Source organism: uncultured Enterococcus sp. (genome assembly GCF_913775425.1).
Lineage (GTDB): Bacteria > Bacillota > Bacilli > Lactobacillales > Enterococcaceae > Enterococcus_G.
On the sequence record NZ_CAJYIS010000065.1, the window covers coordinates 1 to 19,045 of the forward strand.

At 38.9% G+C, this 19,045-nt stretch carries 18 protein-coding genes and 1 pseudogene; all 19 read left to right on the forward strand.

What is annotated here, in order from left to right; genetic code table 11:
• A partial coding sequence (locus tag QZ413_RS07515) for a transketolase-like TK C-terminal-containing protein (RefSeq protein ID WP_367117304.1) occupies window positions 1–296 on the forward strand: 296 nt, incomplete at its 5' end.
• A 176-nt stretch (window positions 297–472) separates the two neighbouring features.
• Entirely contained in the window at window positions 473–1,333 is an 861-nt protein-coding gene (locus QZ413_RS07520) for a glucosaminidase domain-containing protein (protein ID WP_297078867.1), read from the forward strand.
• An 82-nt stretch (window positions 1,334–1,415) separates the two neighbouring features.
• Window positions 1,416–2,150 carry a metallophosphoesterase family protein gene (locus tag QZ413_RS07525; RefSeq protein WP_297078868.1) on the forward strand — a complete coding sequence of 245 codons (735 nt, stop codon included), beginning with the start codon at window positions 1,416–1,418 and terminating at the stop codon, window positions 2,148–2,150.
• Window positions 2,151–2,165: 15 nt separating this feature from the next.
• A complete protein-coding gene (locus QZ413_RS07530; protein WP_297078870.1) occupies window positions 2,166–4,331 on the forward strand; it encodes a Tex family protein in 2,166 nt (721 codons plus the stop codon).
• Window positions 4,332–4,446: 115 nt separating this feature from the next.
• On the forward strand, window positions 4,447–5,781 hold the full coding sequence (murC, locus tag QZ413_RS07535; RefSeq protein ID WP_297078871.1) for a UDP-N-acetylmuramate--L-alanine ligase: 1,335 nt from the start codon (window positions 4,447–4,449) through the stop codon (window positions 5,779–5,781).
• 123 nt (window positions 5,782–5,904) lie between these two features.
• Complete coding sequence (locus QZ413_RS07540) at window positions 5,905–6,372, forward strand: MaoC/PaaZ C-terminal domain-containing protein (protein ID WP_297078872.1); 468 nt, start codon at window positions 5,905–5,907, stop codon at window positions 6,370–6,372.
• Window positions 6,365–7,045, forward strand: coding sequence for a Bax inhibitor-1/YccA family protein (locus QZ413_RS07545; protein WP_297078873.1), 681 nt, complete (start codon window positions 6,365–6,367; stop codon window positions 7,043–7,045). Before QZ413_RS07540 ends, QZ413_RS07545 begins: the two co-directional genes overlap by 8 nt.
• Before the next feature lie 101 nt (window positions 7,046–7,146).
• A complete protein-coding gene (gene polA / locus QZ413_RS07550; RefSeq protein WP_297078875.1) occupies window positions 7,147–9,789 on the forward strand; it encodes a DNA polymerase I in 2,643 nt (880 codons plus the stop codon).
• A 9-nt stretch (window positions 9,790–9,798) separates the two neighbouring features.
• Entirely contained in the window at window positions 9,799–10,638 is an 840-nt protein-coding gene (gene mutM / locus QZ413_RS07555; RefSeq protein WP_297078877.1) for a DNA-formamidopyrimidine glycosylase, read from the forward strand.
• Complete coding sequence (gene coaE / locus QZ413_RS07560; protein ID WP_297078879.1) at window positions 10,635–11,249, forward strand: dephospho-CoA kinase; 615 nt, start codon at window positions 10,635–10,637, stop codon at window positions 11,247–11,249. Before mutM ends, coaE begins: the two co-directional genes overlap by 4 nt.
• A 115-nt stretch (window positions 11,250–11,364) precedes the next feature.
• On the forward strand, window positions 11,365–11,832 hold the full coding sequence (gene nrdR, locus QZ413_RS07565; protein ID WP_297078881.1) for a transcriptional regulator NrdR: 468 nt from the start codon (window positions 11,365–11,367) through the stop codon (window positions 11,830–11,832).
• 17 nt (window positions 11,833–11,849) lie between these two features.
• The gene (locus QZ413_RS07570) at window positions 11,850–13,250 is read left to right on the forward strand and encodes a replication initiation and membrane attachment family protein (RefSeq protein ID WP_297078883.1); all 1,401 of its coding nucleotides are present in this window, start codon (window positions 11,850–11,852) and stop codon (window positions 13,248–13,250) included.
• Window positions 13,250–14,182 carry a primosomal protein DnaI gene (dnaI, locus tag QZ413_RS07575; protein ID WP_297078885.1) on the forward strand — a complete coding sequence of 311 codons (933 nt, stop codon included), beginning with the start codon at window positions 13,250–13,252 and terminating at the stop codon, window positions 14,180–14,182. The genes QZ413_RS07570 and dnaI overlap by 1 nt, the downstream gene beginning before the upstream one ends.
• A gap of 21 nt (window positions 14,183–14,203) precedes the next feature.
• On the forward strand, window positions 14,204–14,914 hold the full coding sequence (locus QZ413_RS07580) for a tRNA (adenine(22)-N(1))-methyltransferase TrmK (RefSeq protein ID WP_297078886.1): 711 nt from the start codon (window positions 14,204–14,206) through the stop codon (window positions 14,912–14,914).
• Window positions 14,905–15,906 carry a Nif3-like dinuclear metal center hexameric protein gene (locus QZ413_RS07585; protein ID WP_297078889.1) on the forward strand — a complete coding sequence of 334 codons (1,002 nt, stop codon included), beginning with the start codon at window positions 14,905–14,907 and terminating at the stop codon, window positions 15,904–15,906. Before QZ413_RS07580 ends, QZ413_RS07585 begins: the two co-directional genes overlap by 10 nt.
• A gap of 28 nt (window positions 15,907–15,934) precedes the next feature.
• Complete coding sequence (gene pepT / locus QZ413_RS07590) at window positions 15,935–17,164, forward strand: peptidase T (RefSeq protein WP_297078891.1); 1,230 nt, start codon at window positions 15,935–15,937, stop codon at window positions 17,162–17,164.
• Window positions 17,165–17,245: 81 nt separating this feature from the next.
• Window positions 17,246–18,154 (forward strand): diacylglycerol kinase family protein, encoded by a 909-nt coding sequence (locus QZ413_RS07595; protein WP_297078893.1) that lies wholly within the window; start codon window positions 17,246–17,248, stop codon window positions 18,152–18,154.
• Window positions 18,151–18,411, forward strand: coding sequence for a DUF1294 domain-containing protein (locus tag QZ413_RS07600; protein WP_297078896.1), 261 nt, complete (start codon window positions 18,151–18,153; stop codon window positions 18,409–18,411). The genes QZ413_RS07595 and QZ413_RS07600 overlap by 4 nt, the downstream gene beginning before the upstream one ends.
• A pseudogene (locus QZ413_RS07605) lies at window positions 18,408–19,045 on the forward strand (hypothetical protein); the annotation flags it as partial. The gene QZ413_RS07600 and the pseudogene QZ413_RS07605, both read left to right, overlap by 4 nt.

Sequence of the window (19,045 nt, forward strand, 5' to 3'; positions counted from 1 at the left end):
ATGAAGCACAACAAGCTTTGAAAGAAAAAGGAATTGATGTTTCTGTAGTGTCGATGCCAAGTATGGATCTTTTTGAACAACAATCTGCTGAATACAAACAAAGTGTCTTGCCAAAACAAGTGAAAAATCGTGTGGCAATCGAAGCGGCATCACCATTTGGTTGGGACCGTTATACAAATTGTCATGGAAAAGTGATCGCGATCGATCATTTTGGGGCTTCAGCTCCAGGAACAAAAATCCTTGAAGAATTTGGCTTTACCGTTTCAAACGTTGTTGAAACATTTGAAACATTATAGTCATCAAATTTTAATTTAGTGTATTTTAAAAAAACTCTGTTGGTCTGACGCGGCCAAACAGAGTTTTTTTAAAATCTTTTATCGATCAAGGCGTGTTCCTTCTATGAACAATTTGATTTTTATGTGAAGATAATCGTATAATATGGTAAGGTTACTGGGAAATTTAGGAGGAATTTATGACGCAGAAAACAAGAAGTCAACGACATGAAAAACAGTCGACACCACGTCGTCCATTACACGTGGCAATTCCATTAGCAGGAGCTGCTATGATCGTGGCCCCTACATTGATTAATGTATCGCAACAAGTCAACGCGGATGAAGTCGGTTATAGCCAAGCACAACAATTAATCAATCAAATTGGCCCATCTGCTTCGCAAATTGCAGATCAATATGATCTATATGCTTCAGTCATGATCGCGCAAGCATTGCTAGAAAGTGGAAATGGAAGTTCTACGCTTTCAAGTGCACCGTATTATAATCTATTTGGGGTAAAAGAGTATCACGGTGGTCCATCAGTTTGGCTATCTACACAAGAATATTTAAATGGACAATGGGTAACCATGAGTGAGCCATTTAGACAATACAATTCTTATTATGAATCTTTAGTAGATCATGCGAACGTGTTGATTTCTCAAGGTGCTATGTCTGGGCAACCACGTTATGCGGGTGCATTTAAAAGTAACGCACCAAGCTATTATGAAGCTACTGCTGCACTGACTGGGCGTTATGCAACTGATCCTACGTACGGTCAAAAATTGAATTGGTTGATCCAAAACTATCAACTCACACAGTTTGATACAGGAAGTACGTATGTAGCAAGTACACCGACAACTCAAACCGAAACTACTCAAGCAGAAACTACTCAAGCAGAAACTACCCAAACAACCAATTCAGCAAGCTTAGGGACGTACACAGTAGTAGAAGGGGATAGCTTGTGGTCTATCGCGCAAAAATATAATATTTCATTAGATGATTTGATTGCTAAAAATAATATTTCTGGAAATTTAATCGTTGTTGGCCAACAATTAACGTTATAATTAAATAAATCGAAAAAAGAGATAGCCATTTTTGGATATCTCTTTTTTCGTAAGGCGATAAGTTGAATAGGAGGGACTTTACATGAAACCATATCTATTTGTCATTGGAGATGTGCATGGGCAGTTACGTTTGTTGGAAAAATTGTTAAAAGATTATGATCCAAAATACCATCAATTAGTCTTTATTGGAGATTTAATCGATCGTGGACCAGAAAGTGTTGCTTGTATGCGTTTAGCAAAAGAATTAGTAGAAAGTACGCAAGCAATCTATTTGAAAGGCAATCATGAAGATTATTTATTACGTTTTTTAAACGATCCTGAAACCATCTTTGACCGTTATTTAGTAAATGGAGGTCAAGCAACGATCGAAGGATTGTTACACAAAGGTGCCACTTTAGAATATTCACCGACCGAAATGGCGCTAATGATTCGCTCTAAAGAAAAAGAGTTGATTCGTTTTTTAAAAAACTTGCCTTATTATTACGAATGGCACAAGTACTTATGTGTTCATGCAGGTGTGAATTTGGCGCTAACACATTGGCAAGAAACATCGCATCATGATTATTTGTGGATTCGTGAAGCCTTTCATCATTCTCCAAATCAAACGGGGAAAACGATCATTTTTGGTCATACTATCACACAAGTTTTAGCTGATGACAATCAATCCCTTGAGTTGTGGCAATCAGATCAAAAAATCGGCATCGATAGCGGCGCGACTTATGGCGGGGCATTGCATGGGGTGATCTTTGATGCTACAAAATTAATACAAGATATTTCATATAAAAATTATACAGACATCTGGACAGGTGAGCGCTGAGAAAGTAGGGACATTATGGCAACACTAAGTACGACAATCCACCATCAATTACCACAGTATCGCAAAGAACAAATCGAGACTGTCTTGCGTTTATTAGACGAAGGCAATACGATTCCTTTTATTGCGCGTTATCGTAAGGAACAAACCAATGCATTAGATGAAGTAGCATTAAAAGAGATTTCAGATACCGCGAGTTACGTCAATGCATTAGCAAAACGCAAGCTAGAGATCCTTCACCGATTAACAGAACTTGAGAAAGCAACACCAGCGTTAACTAAAGCAATCGAAGAAGCAACACAATTAAATGTACTAGAAGAGTTATACCAGCCTTATAAACAAAAACGACGAACAAAAGCTACGATCGCAAAAGAAAATGGGTTGCAACCATTGGCTGATTGGATCCAAAGTTTTCCCAAAACAGGAGATCTTCAACAAAAAGCCCAAACATTTTGTACAAAAACGGTACCAACAGCTACTGATGCCCTAGAAGGTGCTCAAGCTATTATCGCAGAATCGATTAACGAAAAAATTCATCTAAAAAAATGGATCAAAGATTATCTTAAACGGTTTGGAAATATACACACAACATTAAAAAAACAAGCAGAAGATCCTGAAAAAGTGTATCAAATGTACTATGATTTTTCCGAGAAAATAACCGATATCGTACCACATCGAACACTAGCGATCAATCGTGGTGAAAAAGCAGGGATCTTAAAAGTGACCATTAAGGTCGACGAAGCTAAAATCAAAGCATTTTTATATCGCAATTGCTGTCCAACGGCAACGATTGCGCAAGAAGTCCTTTATAAAAGTATAGATCAAGCATATAAAAGTATGATTTTCCCATCAATCGAACGTGAGATTCGTCATGAACTAACAGAAAAAGCAGAACTTCAAGCAATCCAAGTATTTGGAAATAATTTACGCAACTTATTATTGCAATCTCCATTAAAAAATCAAACTATTCTTGGATTAGATCCAGCATATCGCACAGGGTGTAAACTTGCGATCATCGATGCCACCGGAGCTGTGAAACATATCGATGTCATATACCCTCATCCGCCTGCTAGTGTGAACCAACGACAAGAAAGTGAAGCACGATTCCTTGATTTGATCGAGCGTTATCATGTGACGATGATTGCAATTGGCAATGGAACAGCAAGTCGTGAGTCCGAACAATTTGTGGCCAATCAAGTTCAAAAGCTAACCCGTCCAGTTTACTTCACCATCGTGAGTGAAGCTGGTGCTTCGATTTATTCTGCCAGTGATGTCGCGCGAAAAGAATTTCCTGATTTAACCGTTGAAAAACGAAGTGCGATCAGTATCGCAAGACGGTTGCAAGATCCGTTGGCAGAATTAGTGAAAATCGATCCGCAATCTGTTGGTGTTGGTCAATATCAACATGATGTTTCTCAAACGAAATTGAAATCAGAATTAGCATTTATTGTTGAAACAGTTGTCAATCAAGTCGGAGTCGATGTCAATACTGCAAGTGCTGAATTATTAGTCCATATTGCAGGTCTAACAAAAACAACAGCCGAAAATATCGTAGCGTATCGTTTGGAAAATGGTCCATTTCAAACACGGATGCAATTAAAAAAAGTACCAAGATTAGGCCCAAAAGCCTTTGAACAAGCGATTGGGTTTTTACGTATTTTTGATGGAAGTGAACCTCTTGATCAAACAGCGATCCATCCCGAAAGTTATGCCTTAGCGGAGAAACTATTGGGAGTATTACAATTGAACAAAACGGACTTAGCAGTTGGAAAAATTCATACTAGCGTGTCTGAACAAGATGTGTATGCAACCTACAAAAAAGAAGATCCAACAATCTCGGCTGTATTCATCCATGATGTATATACGCAATTATTACATCCAAGAGCAGATATTCGTGAAGAAATGCCAAAACCCATTTTGCGTCAAGATGTATTATCGATCAAAGATGTCACTGTTGGAATGCAGTTGATTGGAACGATTCGCAATGTGGTTGACTTTGGTGCTTTCGTAGACATTGGATTAAAACAAGATGGATTGGTCCATGTTTCGAAAATGAGTACAAAATTTGTAAAAAATGCCGGTGAATTAGTATCTGTGGGCGATATTGTGACGGTTTGGGTTGATGAACTCGATTTGGATCGACAACGCGTTAGCTTAACAATGATTGATCCAAAAAAGCGATAAACTCCTAAGAAAAGGAAAAATCAATTGCTATTTTAGGTAGTTTGTAAGATAATAGGCAACGGTTCGAAAAGTTACGGAATCAACTGAATGATAGGTAGAAAAGAGGAATTGAACCATGAAAGAGCAAGAGAAATTGTATCATTTTGTAGGCATCAAGGGTTCTGGAATGAGCTCTTTAGCTTTAGTCCTACATGAAAAAGGCTATAATGTACAAGGTTCTGACGTAGCCACTTATTTTTTCACACAACGTGATCTAGAAAAAGCAAATATTCCATTAATGGTGTTTAATAAAGACAATATCAATGAACAAATGACAGTGATTGCAGGAAATGCATTCCCAGATACACACGAAGAATTGGTTCGTGCACATGAATTAGGTGTGGAAATCATTCGTTATCATGATTTCATTGGTCAGTTTATCCAAAACTTTACGAGTATTGCAGTCACTGGAGCTCATGGAAAAACTAGTACAACAGGAATGTTGGCCCATATTTTTACTGGGATCAAGCCAACGAGCTATCTTATTGGGGACGGTTCAGGTCATGGCCAACCGGATGCAGAATTTTTTGCGTTTGAAGCATGTGAATACCGTCGTCACTTTTTGGCATACTCACCTGACTATGCGATCATGACGAATATCGACTTTGACCATCCTGATTACTATACCAGTATCGATGATGTATTTTCAGCATTCCAAACTATGGCTCATCAAGTCAAAAAAGCGATTTTAGCTTATGGTGACGATGCATACTTACGTAAATTAGATGCTGATGTGCCTATTTACTTCTACGGGTTAAATGACGATGATGATTTTCAAGCAAAAGACATCAAACGAACGACAACAGGGTCAGCTTTTGATGTGTACTTTAAAGGCGAAAACATCGGGCACTTCGTTGTACCAGCATTTGGTGAACATAATATCAATAATGCATTAGGTGTAATCGGAACAGCTTATCTTGAAGGGTTAGATATGGAAAAGGTTGCTGCTGAGCTGTTAAGTTTTGCTGGTGTGAAACGTCGCTTTACCGAAAAGAAAGTAGCAGACATGACGATTGTCGACGACTATGCACATCATCCAGCAGAAATTATTGCGACGATCGATGGTGCTCGCCAAAAATATCCAGATAAAGAGATTATTGCCGTTTTCCAACCGCACACGTTTACACGTACGATTGCTTTGATGGATGAATTTGCTGAAGCTTTAGATCTTGCTGATCATGTCTATCTATGTGATATCTTTGGATCCGCTCGCGAGACCAAAGGTGAAGTGAAAATTGAAGATCTAGGGAATAAAATTAGTAAAGGTGGTCAAGTAATCACCGAAGACAATGTCTCCCCATTATTAAATTACGAACATGCTGTAGTTATTTTTATGGGAGCAGGCGATGTTCAAAAATTTGAACATGCCTATGAAGAACTATTAAGTAAAACAACACGAAACGTCTTGTAACCAAACAAAGATTTTGTCTAAATTAGACAAAATCTTTGTTTTTTCTTGTTTATAAGCAATCGAACTTGCACTTTTTGTGGGTTTTGATAAAATTAAGAAAAATAGAAGTTGGAGGAGTATATTTTGAATATAGGTAAACCGAGAAAAATTGGAAAGACAATTGATGAGATAGAAGAAGGTGATTCGTTATCTTTAACGGAATCCATTGAAGACAATCAATTATTGTTGTATTTAGGATTAACCAATGATGCCAATCCTTTATATATCCAACATGACTATGCGCAAAAAACAGCATATGAACGTCCAATCGTGCCCTCGATCATGTTAATGGGGATCATTACGAGTGCTGTGTCAAAACATTTACCTGGAGCAGGGTCGCATGTTGTCAACTTTTCGGTCAATTTTATTGAACCTGTGTACCATTACGAAACCTTAACTTTTGATTTTGAAGTCATCAAAGTAGATAAAATGAAAGATGTGGTGACGATTTCTGTTGAAGCGATCAATACTGAAAAAGATCGAGTATTGGATGCTGTCGTGATCGTTCAACCACCGATTCAACTACAAGAAAGCGAGGATTTACATGAATAATACGTATACAGAAACAACAACTGGTCTAAATCGCTTTTATGGAAAAGTCTATGGCTTTTTCGCAATGGGTCTAAGTATCAGTGCAATCGCAGCTTATCTGTCGATTAATGTTTTTCAAGAACAAATGCTTCAATTCGTTCGTAATTTCCCTCTAGGTATTACAGGGATCTGGTTGATCGAATTAGTTTTAGTAGTGGTAATGAGTGCTAAAGCTGCTAAAAATCCTTCCTTGACGTTAGCAGGATTTATCGTGTATTCTCTATTAAATGGAATTACTTTATCTGTCACGTTGATGATGTTTACCACTTCTAATGTAACCATCGCCTTTGTTACAGCGGCAGCTACTTTTTTTGCGATGTCCGCATATGGGATCATGACAAAACGGGATTTGAGTAAGGTTGGCCAAATCGGGATCGGTTTATTGATCGGTGTCATTATTGCGACACTTATCAATCTATTTGTTGGAAGTAGTGCGATCACATATTTCTTATCTTATGTGACGGTAGTGATCTTTATGGGATTAACAGCGTATGACAATCAACAAATCCGTAAATTGTACTATGCAGCAAATGGACAAAATCTAACAGGATTAGCGGCCTTTATGGCATTACAACTTTACTTGGATTTTATCAATTTATTTTTATCTTTATTGCAAATTTTCTCAAGAGATTAAAAAAGAAGCGTACGCGCTTCTTTTTTTTGTAGCGAATTCATCGCAATTGTGCCGTTTTTTTGCTAAAATAATGCAGATAGAAGACTTGAAGGAGAGAGCACATGACGAAAAATAAATTATTACTAGTGGATGGCAATAGCGTAGCATTTCGCGCATTTTTTGCTTTACATCAATCACTAGAACGTTTTAAAAACAGTAGTGGATTACACACCAATGCGCTCTATGCTTTTCATAATATGTTTATGAATGTAATGGATAAAGAACAACCTACACACGTTTTAGTCGCATTTGATGCAGGGAAAACAACGTTTCGTAATGAATGGTATGATGACTATAAAGGGGGACGAGCAAAAACCCCGAGTGAATTTAAAGAGCAAATGCCGTATTTGCGTGAATTGATAACCGCTTTAGGAGTCAAACATTATGAATTACCAAACTACGAAGCCGACGATATCATCGGTACATTAGCCAAAACAGTCGATCCACAACAATTTGATGTTGTGATTTTAACTGGGGATCGTGATTTAACGCAATTGGCTAGTGAACATATCACAGTCGATATCACAGTTAAAGGTGTTAGTGAGATCGAACAGTACACGCCTGCGTTTATCGCTGAAAAATACAATGGATTGACGCCAAATCAAATCATCGATATGAAAGGATTAGCTGGAGATGCGTCTGATAACATCCCTGGTGTCACAAAAGTAGGCGAAAAAACGGCCATCAAACTCTTGAATCAGTTTGGTAGTGTTGAAGGAATCTATGACCATATCGATGAATTGAAAAAAAGTAAGATGAAAGAAAATTTGATTGCAGATAAAGAACAAGCACTTTTGTCGAAACGATTGGCTACGATTGAAACCCAAGCACCCGTTGCGCTTACGATCGAAGACTTGATCTATACGGGGAAAAATTTCGATGCACTGATCGCATTTTATCAAGAGATGAACTTTCAATCCTTTTTAGAAAAATTAGCCGTACCAGATGATATCAAAAAAATGGAAGAGATCCAGTTTCAGTATGTCACGGAAGTCACAAGTGAGATGTTTGGAGATGAAGGCTCTTTATATGTTGAAATGCTAGAAGAGAATTATCATACTAGTGATATTGTCGGACTTTCATGGAGCAATGGCAATAAAACCTATGTCACCGATCAAATCGAGAATCTAGAAAATCCACATTTTACCAACTGGTTACAAGATGAGTCTTGTAGAAAATATGTATTTGATGCGAAAAAGACGACAGTAGCACTCAATCGCTATGGGCAAACTGTAAAAGGAATCGAATTTGACCTTTTACTTGCCGCCTATTTACTTGATACAAACGATTCATCAAATGATATAGCGACGATTGCGGCACATTATGGTTATCATCAAGTGGAAACGGATGAGCGTGTCTATGGAAAAGGTGCGAAAAAAGGGCTACCTGCAGATGAAGAAGCATTCTATACTCACTTGGCGCGCAAAGTGCAAACGATTAATTATTTAAAAGAAAGTTTACTGACAGAACTTCATGAAAAAAATCAATTGGAGCTATTTAAAACGATCGAATTACCATTAGCCTTTATACTGGCGGAGATGGAAATGACCGGAATTCACGTGGATGCTTCTCGTTTAGTGGCGATGCGTACCGAATTTGCGGAACGATTGCATGCGATCGAAGAACATATCTTTGAACAAGCAGGTGAACGATTTAACTTAAATTCGCCAAAACAATTAGGTGTCATTTTGTTTGAAAAAATGGGGTTACCTGTAATCAAAAAAACGAAAACGGGCTATTCCACAGCTGTAGATGTCTTAGAGCAGTTACGCGAACAAGCGCCAATCGTTGAAGATATCCTAGTGTACCGTCAAATCGCGAAGATTCAGTCGACGTATGTCGAAGGATTGCTGCGGATGATTCAAGCTGATGGCAAAGTGCATACGCGCTATATTCAAACACTGACACAAACTGGTCGCTTAAGTTCAGTCGATCCGAATCTACAAAACATTCCGATTCGTTTAGAAGAAGGACGGAAAATCCGTCAAGCGTTTGTTCCTAGAGAATCGGATTGGGTCATTTATTCTTCAGATTATTCACAAATCGAGTTAAGAGTATTAGCTGATATGTCACATGATGAGCATTTGCAACAAGCGTTTATTGATAAACAAGATATCCATACGAGTACAGCGATGCGCGTATTTGGCGTGAGTGAGGCAGAAGTGACAAGTAATATGCGTCGGGATGCAAAAGCGGTGAATTTTGGAATCGTCTATGGTATCTCAGATTACGGTCTGTCTCAAAATCTAGGGATCACAAGAAAAGCTGCACAGCAATATATCGATACGTACTTTGAACGTTATCCAGGCGTGAAAACCTATATGGAAGAGATCGTAAAACAAGCCAAGCAACAAGGATTTGTCGAAACGTTGTACCATCGCCGCCGATATTTACCGGATCTAAATTCAAAAAATTATAATATTCGTTCATTCGCGGAACGTACGGCGATCAATACACCGATTCAAGGAAGCGCAGCAGATATTCTAAAAATCGCCATGATCGATCTTTCAAAACGCTTAAAAGAAGAACAATTACAAGCAACGATGTTACTACAAGTGCATGATGAACTTGTATTTGAAGTACCAAAAGAAGAAGTTGAACGTCTTGATGTATTGGTCAAAGACGTAATGAATCATGCTGTTTCTCTAGCTGTCCCATTAGTCAGTGACAGTAGTTGGGGAACGACATGGTATGACGCAAAGTGAGGAGATATTATGCCTGAATTACCAGAAGTCGAAACGGTTCGCAAAGGACTGATTCAACTCGTTACAAATAAAACGATCGAAGCCGTGGATGTCTATTGGCCTAAGATCATCGAGCAGCCTGAAGTTCAACAGTTTCAAAGCGATTTAGTCGGTCAAACGATTCAAACCGTTCATCGCCGAGGAAAATACCTCATCTTTGTATTGGATACAGTTGAAATGGTCTCTCATTTACGAATGGAAGGAAAATATGATTACTTTCCTAACATCACACCTAAAGGCAAGCACACACATGTGACGTTTACCTTTACCGATAAAAGTCAGCTCCATTATCAAGATGTGCGTAAATTTGGACGAATGGCATTGATTAAAAAAGGAACAGCAGCGATGTATAAAGGCATTAAGAAATTAGGTCCAGAACCGATTTTACCTGATTTTTCTTTAGATGCGTTTCAGATTCGTTTGAAACGAGTGAATAAAGCGATCAAACCTGCACTACTTGATCAAACGATCGTTACAGGACTAGGAAATATTTATGTGGATGAAGCGTTGTGGCGAGCAAAGATTCATCCAGAAACACCAGGATCTTTATTAAATACAACAGAAAGCACCGCTTTACATGAAGCGATTATCGCTGTGTTACAAGAAGCTGTTGAAGCGGGTGGAACGACTATTAGAACGTATCAAAATGCTCTTGGTGAAGCAGGTTCGTTTCAAACATCGCTTTATGTATATGGCCAACAAGGAACACCTTGTGTGCGTTGTGGCACAGCGATCATCAAAACAAAAGTAGCACAACGCGGCACACACCTTTGTCCGCATTGTCAGATAAAAAAGGGCGTACGCGTATGACGATCGTGCTAGGAATTACTGGAGGGATTGCTTGTGGTAAAACAACGGTCGTCACGTATTTAAACCAACAAGGGATACCGGTCATTGATGGCGATGTGATCGCGCGAAAAGTAGTCGAAAAAGGACAAGTAGGCTTAACGCAACTTGTAACTGCTTTTGGTCCAACCATCTTAACAAAAGAGGGAAAGCTAGACCGTGCTCATCTTGGTTCTTTGGTGTTTGCAGACCAGACTAAACGTGAACAAATGAATCAGATTTTAGGTCCGATTATTCGTAAGGCGATCTTAGCCGCCATTGATCAGTACAAAAAACAACGTGTCCCTTTAGTACTGGTGGATATTCCGTTACTTTATGAACACCATTATGAACAGTATATGACCAAAGTCTTAGTCGTAAGTGTGTCTCCTGCTACTCAATTAACACGGTTGATGAAACGCAATGGCTATAGCCAAGCTGAAGCATTAGCACGGATTGAAAGTCAATGGCCACTAAGTAAAAAGATTGAAAAAGCTGATATTCTTGTTGATAACGAAGGCTCTATTTATGATACACATCGACAATTGGATCAGATTTTAGCAAACTTGCAACAATTTGATGATAAAACGCTATGAAAACTCTAGTAAATCTAGAGTTTTTTATTTTGAATAGTGGGAGAGCGAAATGGTTTCATGTTATAATAAAGCCACTATTTAAGATTCGTAAGCAAATGAAAGTGAGGTGAACGGTATGCATTGTCCAAAATGCCACCATCAAAATTCTAAAGTTGTCGATAGCCGACAAGCAGATGACGGTCGGGCGATCCGTCGACGTCGCGAATGTGAACATTGCGGATTTCGTTTTACGACATTCGAGCGAATTGAAGAAACACCGTTACTTGTCATCAAAAAAAATGGTGACCGAGAAGAATTCAATCGAGAAAAAATTTTACGAGGATTGATTCGTTCTGCTGAAAAGCGTCCTGTTGCGATGGAACAAATGGAGGCGATCGTGAGTCACGTCGAGTCTCGTGTTCGCGAACTTGGAGAAAAAGAAGTATCAACCACGCAAATCGGTGAATTTGTAATGGAAGATTTAGTGAAACTTGATGAAATTTCTTATATTCGTTTTGCAAGTGTATATCGTCAGTTTAAAGACATGTCGGTGTTTTTAAAAGAACTACAAGATATTGTCGATAAAGCCAATCATCAGTCGTAAGGAATAGGAGTAAGATTATGGCAACTATTGCCCCAAATACATTGTATCAAGTCCGCTATGCAAGAGTCTTGACCTCTGCTGAGCGTGAGGCATTGTCGACACTTTATCAACCAATCATTGGTGCAGAGGCGGCTGCACTTTACTTTATTTTGCTCGGCGATGGTCAAGCAAGTAAAGAACATACTCATCTTGAGTTATTGCAATTACTTCCAATTGGGCTGACAAAACTAATTGAAGCACGCAAAAAATTAGAAGGCCTAGGATTATTAGCTGTTTTTCAAAAAGAAACAGAAGCGTTCGGTGTAATCTATGGCTATGAATTGCATTTGCCACTAACACCAGAGCGCTTTTTTTCAGATACCACCTATAGTTTTTTATTAGAAAGTGTGATCGGTGAACGTCGTTTTCAAGAATTGTTGACGCGATATACTCCCAAAAAAATCCATTGGGAAGGCTTTACAGAAGTTACTCAAAAATTTGCGGATGTATACCGATTCGATTTGACTCGTTTTGGTCAAAAGATGGAGACGTTTGAAGCCATTTCGACTCAATTTTCTCCAAATACTAAAGATGTGATCGTAGAACAAACCTTAGATATTGGGTTTATGACTTTTCATGCACATAAAAAACAAATTGCAAAAGAAAATTTTACGGATGAATTCAAACAGCAGTTAGCACTTTTGCATCAATTATACGGGTATGATGAGCTAGAATTGGTTGAGTTAATGACACAAGTGGTTTCGTTAAGCGATGGCATGGTCGATATCAAAGCGTTAAAAAAATTGATTCAAACACGCAATGCCCAGTCCCAAAAAGTAAGAAAATCAACTGACACAACGTCCTTAGATGAACAAAAACGCTTAAATACATTACGGCAATCGGGTTTTTCTGAAACGGATATCTTAGTGATTCAAGAAAGTGAAAAATATCCGCCATATGATTATTTTACGGCGATCAAACGGGAAAAGAAAAGTTATATTTCAAAATTAGAAGAATGGCTAGTCCGTGAATTGGTCGAACGTAGTCGGTTGAATAGTAGCGTGATCAATATTTTATTGCATTATGTGTTAGTCGTAAAAAATAATAGTACGCTGCCACAAAAGACGGTCGAAAAATTAGCGGCGGAATGGTCAGAAAAAGAAGTCACGCGTCCTGAAGAGGCTGTCCAATTGGTCCGAGCATTGGACAAAGAACACAAACAAGCGCAAGAAGCTCGAGCAAAACAGCCATCACGCTATGGCAAGCCGGTGAAACAAGAAGTGTTGCCAAAGTGGTTAGCAGAACAAGAAAAACAAAACGAACAAAATCCAAAAGAAGGTTTTGAACAACCAGCAAAAACATCGCAAGAGCAAGCACAACAAGAAGCACTTGAAGCACGGTTGCAAGCATATCTTAAACGTAAAGAAGGTGAACAATAATGGAAGATTTAGGCAAAAGTATGCAACAAAAAATGGATCAAAAAAATTATCGTGCTCGTTATCAAGAGATGATGGAAGACGTATTAAAAAACGAAGAAGTACAAGCGTTCTTAGCAAAACATAAAACTGAATTAACGCAACAAGACATTCAAAAAAGTTTTGCTAAGCTATATGAATTCGTCCAAGAAAAACAAAAATTTTTAAACAATGATCCATCCATGATCGCACCCGGTTATGAGCCAACGCTCACCATGAACTTTCACTTTATCGACGTCACGTACGTCCCGACAAGTGCCTTATTGGAAAAAGAACACCAACAAGAAGTCAAAGCTAGAATGCGTACGTTACATATGCCAAAAGATATCCAAGAGGCATCGATCGAGCACTATGAGCGTTCATCAGGGCGTAGTCAGGCTTGGCTTGCGGCTGTTGACTTTATCGAGTCTTATCAAGCAGATCCCAAAGCTTTTCATAAAGGATTGTATTTAGTTGGTCCATTTGGCGTTGGAAAAACGTATCTACTAGGTGCGATTGCCCGTGAACTAGCAGAAGCAGGAAAACAAACGACCTTAGTCCATTTTCCAACCTTTGCATCAGATATGAAACAAGCGATCGCAAAGGATCAAGTCGGAGAAAAATTGGATGCGATCAAACGTACGCCTATTTTGATGATCGACGATATCGGAGCAGACTCGATGAGTAGCTGGATTCGCGATGAAGTGTTTGGAATTATTTTACAACATCGCATGCAAGAACAGTTGCCAACATTCTTTTCTTCCAATTTCTCAGTTGAAGAATTAGAAGCCCATCTGACCGTTTCCCAACGTGGAGATGTCGAACCATTAAAGTCAAAACGCATCATGGAACGGATTCGGTATTTAGTAAAAGAAATCGAGGTCACTGGACCCAATCGTCGTCTAGGCGAACAGTAGGAAAATAGGAGTGAACGAGTAGTGAATGAACAACTGTTATCAAAACGATTGGAACAAGTTGGACGATTTGTGCCAAAAGATGCACGCTTAGCCGATATTGGTTCTGATCATGCATATCTACCAGTAGCCTTAATGCTAAAAGGTGTACTTTCATATGCCATCGCAGGTGAAGTCGTTAAAGGGCCGTATCAATCGGCAAAACGTCAAGTAGAAAAGCAACATTTGCAACATGTCATCGATGTACGTTTAGCAGATGGACTAGAAGCCATCACGTTGGCAGACAAAATCGACACAATCACCATTGCTGGAATGGGAGGATCGTTGATTCGCTCGATTTTAGAAAATGGGAATCAAAAAAAACGTTTAGCACATCGCGAACGGTTGATTTTACAACCCAATATCGGTGAAAAAACATTACGCGAATGGTTGGTCGCGCATCGTTATAAGATTGTTGACGAAACCATTTTAACGGAAAACCAAAAAATCTATGAAATTATTGTAGCTGAACCAAGTGATACAGCAGTCGTCTATACGCCGCAAGATCTATTATTTGGGCCTATCTTACGACAACAGCACACACCGACACTTGTTGAAAAGTGGTCACGAGAAGCGAAACAAAGAGAATATGTATTGACTCAGTTGCAACAAGCAGCAACGTTAAACCAAGAAAAATATGACCAAACCAAGCAAGAATTGGATTGGATCATGGAGGAGTTGGCAACATGGTCTTAGGCAGCACGTTTATGAGCCGTTTTGAAGAATATTGCCCACAATGGCTTGCAGAAGAAAAAGATCCTGTAGGCCTGCAAATCGGCACCTTAGATAAAGAAGTCAAAAGAGTCATGATGACACTTGATGTGCGTCCTGAAGTGGTAGCAGAAGCGATCGCAAAAAAAATCGATTTAGTGATTGCAAAACATCCACCGATTTTTAGACCAGTTCATACGCTTACGACAGAAGATCCACAAACGAAGATGTATATCGATTTGATCCAACATGATATCGCCGTTTATACAGCACACACCAATATGGATATTATCCACGATGGACTAAACGATTGGTTTTGTGAAGATTTATCTATTCAAGAAACGACGTATCTCAAAGCGACCCATATACTGCCTATGGCTATATTCACGATCATAGACGCTCCCGAACGATTCGCTACGCAATTGACGATGCGGTTTAAAGACTTAGCCGGCGGAATTGAGATCCTTGATACAAAACCACTGAAATTTGCTGTGTTAGAAAAACAAGTAGCAGTCATTCAACAATGGTGTGATCGCCAAGGAATACTCGCGACTAGTGAAAAAAGCCCGCAAACACAAACATTTGGGATTGGTCGTGTGGGGACTCTCACGACACCTAAATCATTAGATGCGTTTGCAGCAGACGTAAAACAAGCGTTCCATTTAGATGGCTTACGTGTTGTTCCGGCAAATAATCAAATGATTCGTACTGTGGCGATTTGCGGAGGTAGTGGAGGTAGTTTGTATCCAAATGCTTTAGAAAAACAAGCAGATGTCTATATTACAGGCGATCTGTATTACCATACAGCGCATGATTTACAAGCACTCGGATTAGCAGCAATCGACCCAGGACATCACATTGAAGAGCGATGTATTTTGACATTTGTTCAGAAAATGATAGAGTGGAGTCAAGTAGACGGTTTTGCCGTAGATGTGGTAGCCTCTACAGTGAATACCAATCCATTTTATTTTAAATAAATCAGTTAAAAGGTAGGCGTTTAGTATTATGTATGAAAATTTAGTTCCACGATTTATTCGTTATGTGAAAACAGAAACACGATCAGATGCAACTAGTGACACGACACCCTCTACACCCACACAAATTGCATTTGCAAAAGAATTAAAAAAAGAGTTAGAAACGATCGGTATGTCTGATGTCGTCTATAACGAAAGCAATGGATTCGTGATGGCGACGTTACCTAAAAACACTACGAAAGAAGTCCGTTCGATTGGCTTTATTGCACATATGGATACAGCTGACTTCAATGCCGTCGATGTGAATCCGCAATTTGTCGAGAACTATGATGGTCAATCAACAATTTCGTTAGATGCAGAAGGAAAATATACATTAAACGTGAAGGACTTTCCAAATCTAGCACATTATAAAGGTCAAACACTAATTACGACAGATGGCTCGACTTTATTAGGATCAGATGATAAATCAGGCATCGCTGAAATCATGACTGCGATGGAATACTTACTTTCACATCCAGAAATTGAGCACGGTGAAGTAAAAGTAGCATTTGGTCCAGACGAAGAAATTGGTGTTGGAGCAGATAAATTTGACGTAGATGCATTTGCTGTCGATTTTGCCTACACGATGGACGGTGGACCAGTAGGTGAGTTGCAATACGAGACATTCAATGCCGCTCAAGCGGACATTACGATCTTAGGTAAAAATGTCCATCCTGGAACTGCAAAAGATACAATGATCAATGCACTTCAATTAGGGATCGATTATCATAATGAATTACCTAAAGATGAAGTGCCAGAAAAAACAGATGGTGAACAAGGATTTTATCATTTAATGGCTTTTGATGGTACGACTGAAGAAGCAAGTTTGAGCTATATCATTCGTGATCATGATCGGACACGTTTTGAAGAGCGTAAAGCGATGATGATGACCATTAAAGATAAGTTAAATCAACGCTTTGATCAAGAACGTGTATTGGTCAATGTATTTGATCAGTATTACAATATGAAAGAAATTATCGAAAAAGACATGTCGATTGTGACCTTAGCAAAAGAAGCGATGATCGAATTAGGGATTGAACCCATTATCGAACCTGTACGCGGGGGAACAGATGGATCGAAAATTTCTTATTTAGGGATTCCGACACCAAATATCTTTGCTGGTGGTGAAAATATGCATGGACGGTTTGAATTTGTTGCTGTTGAGAGCATGGAAAAAGCCACGGATGTTATCATCAAAATTGTTGAAAATAATGCAAAATAACGTAGAATGAAGGAAAAAGAAGAAACTAGTCAGATGGTTTCTTCTTTTTTTCTAAATGAACCGTAAAAGGAAGGCTTTATTATGGAAACTGTCTTAATTATTTATAACGATTCTTCAGGAAATAACGAAGGACAAAACATTGCTACATCATTAACCAACTATTTACAAAAAGAACAACCTGAGTGGAACGTATGGACCCATGTATCTAACGCGGACACGAATCCAAAAGAGTTACGTGCATTTGCAACCAAACATGATGTCACACGGCTTGTATTTATCGGAGGCGATGGGACACTCCATCATTTGGTCAATACGTTTCGTTCACAAATGGAACAATATACGGTCGGAATCATTCCAGGTGGGACGGTCAACAATTTTGCTCGCTCATTAAATCTGCCGCTAAAACCACAAGAAGTCTTTCCTATTATCGCTCATGGCAGGCCTAAAGGTGTCGATTATGGTGTGATCAATGACAAAGAGGTCATCATCTCTACACTTACGATCGGTTTACTAGCAGATACAGCAGCTCGTGTTAGTCAAAAAGAAAAACAGGCGTATGGTCCACTTGCATTTATGAAACGGTTTTTCAGACTATTACGCAAAAAGAAGCGTTATCCACTAACCATCGAAACGCCAACAAAACGTTGGGCAGGAAAATCTTCGTTAGTCACGATCACCATGACCAATTCTGCTGGTGGCTATGTCCATTTTGATGAATCAGCAGCTCCTGATGACGGCCAGATGCACATTACGATTTTAAAACGAATCAATTTATGGCAAACGATACGTATTTTACCTAAAGTGATTGCTGGTAAATTAGCAGAAATTCAAGAAATCGATTATTTTTCGACCGATCAGGTAACGATTACATCGCAAAAAAACCAGGTTCGAACTCGAACAGATGGTGATCCAACTGATGATCTGCCGGTGACCATCAAAGTAGTGAAACAAGGGATGCGTGTTTTAGTGGCATCAGATCAAACCGTATGATCAGCTTATATGTTCTGGTGATGAATGGTTGGCTCTTTTTCTTAATGGGATATGACAAACGACAAGCTAAACACCATCGTTATCGTATTTCAGAACGTACCTTACTGATCATTGGGTTATTAGGAGGCGGACTAGGTGGCCTTTGTGGGCGAACTCTTTTTCATCACAAAACACGCAAACCTCGTTTTTTGATTTGTTATAGTATCGGTGTTCTTGTGATTTTATGTATCTACTGGTTGAAAAAGGAGTATTTATGAAAAAAACAACGATCAAATTAATTCTAAATAGTGTATTTTTATGTTTGATCTTAGCTATCTTGGTCTACTTAGTGCGGCAATCTTTTGCCTCGATCGTTGAAGAATTACTACATACAAAGTTAGCGCTAGTCATTGGATTGATTGTTCTAGGTCTGGCGTATCAACTGATTGAAGGCGTATTGATCAAGCAGATCATTCGCCGACCTCATTTTTCTGTGGTGGACGGGATATTTACTAGTTTGTATGTCGCCTTTTACCGTGTCGTAACGTTTGGGGCTGGAACCTTCATCTCAGAAGTCGCTTTTTACCATAAAAAAAAGATTTCGTATTCGGAAAGTGTTGGATTGGCGATGTTTCGGCTAATGCTATATAAATTGACATTAGTGGTTTATGCTGTTTTTTCTTTGCTACTTTTTGGGGCTACATTATATAAAACACAGTCAAAAGCTTTTTGGTTCGTTTTATTAGGTTGTATCGTGACGTTAAGTATTGTAGCACTCTTACTGCTTTTGACATTTAGTCAAACAATTCAAGCATGGAACACGAAATTAGCTAAGCAAATTTTGCGAAAACCAAAATGGATCCAAAAAATCGATGAATTCAATGCGCAAGTCGATGCACTGCGCCAAACGGT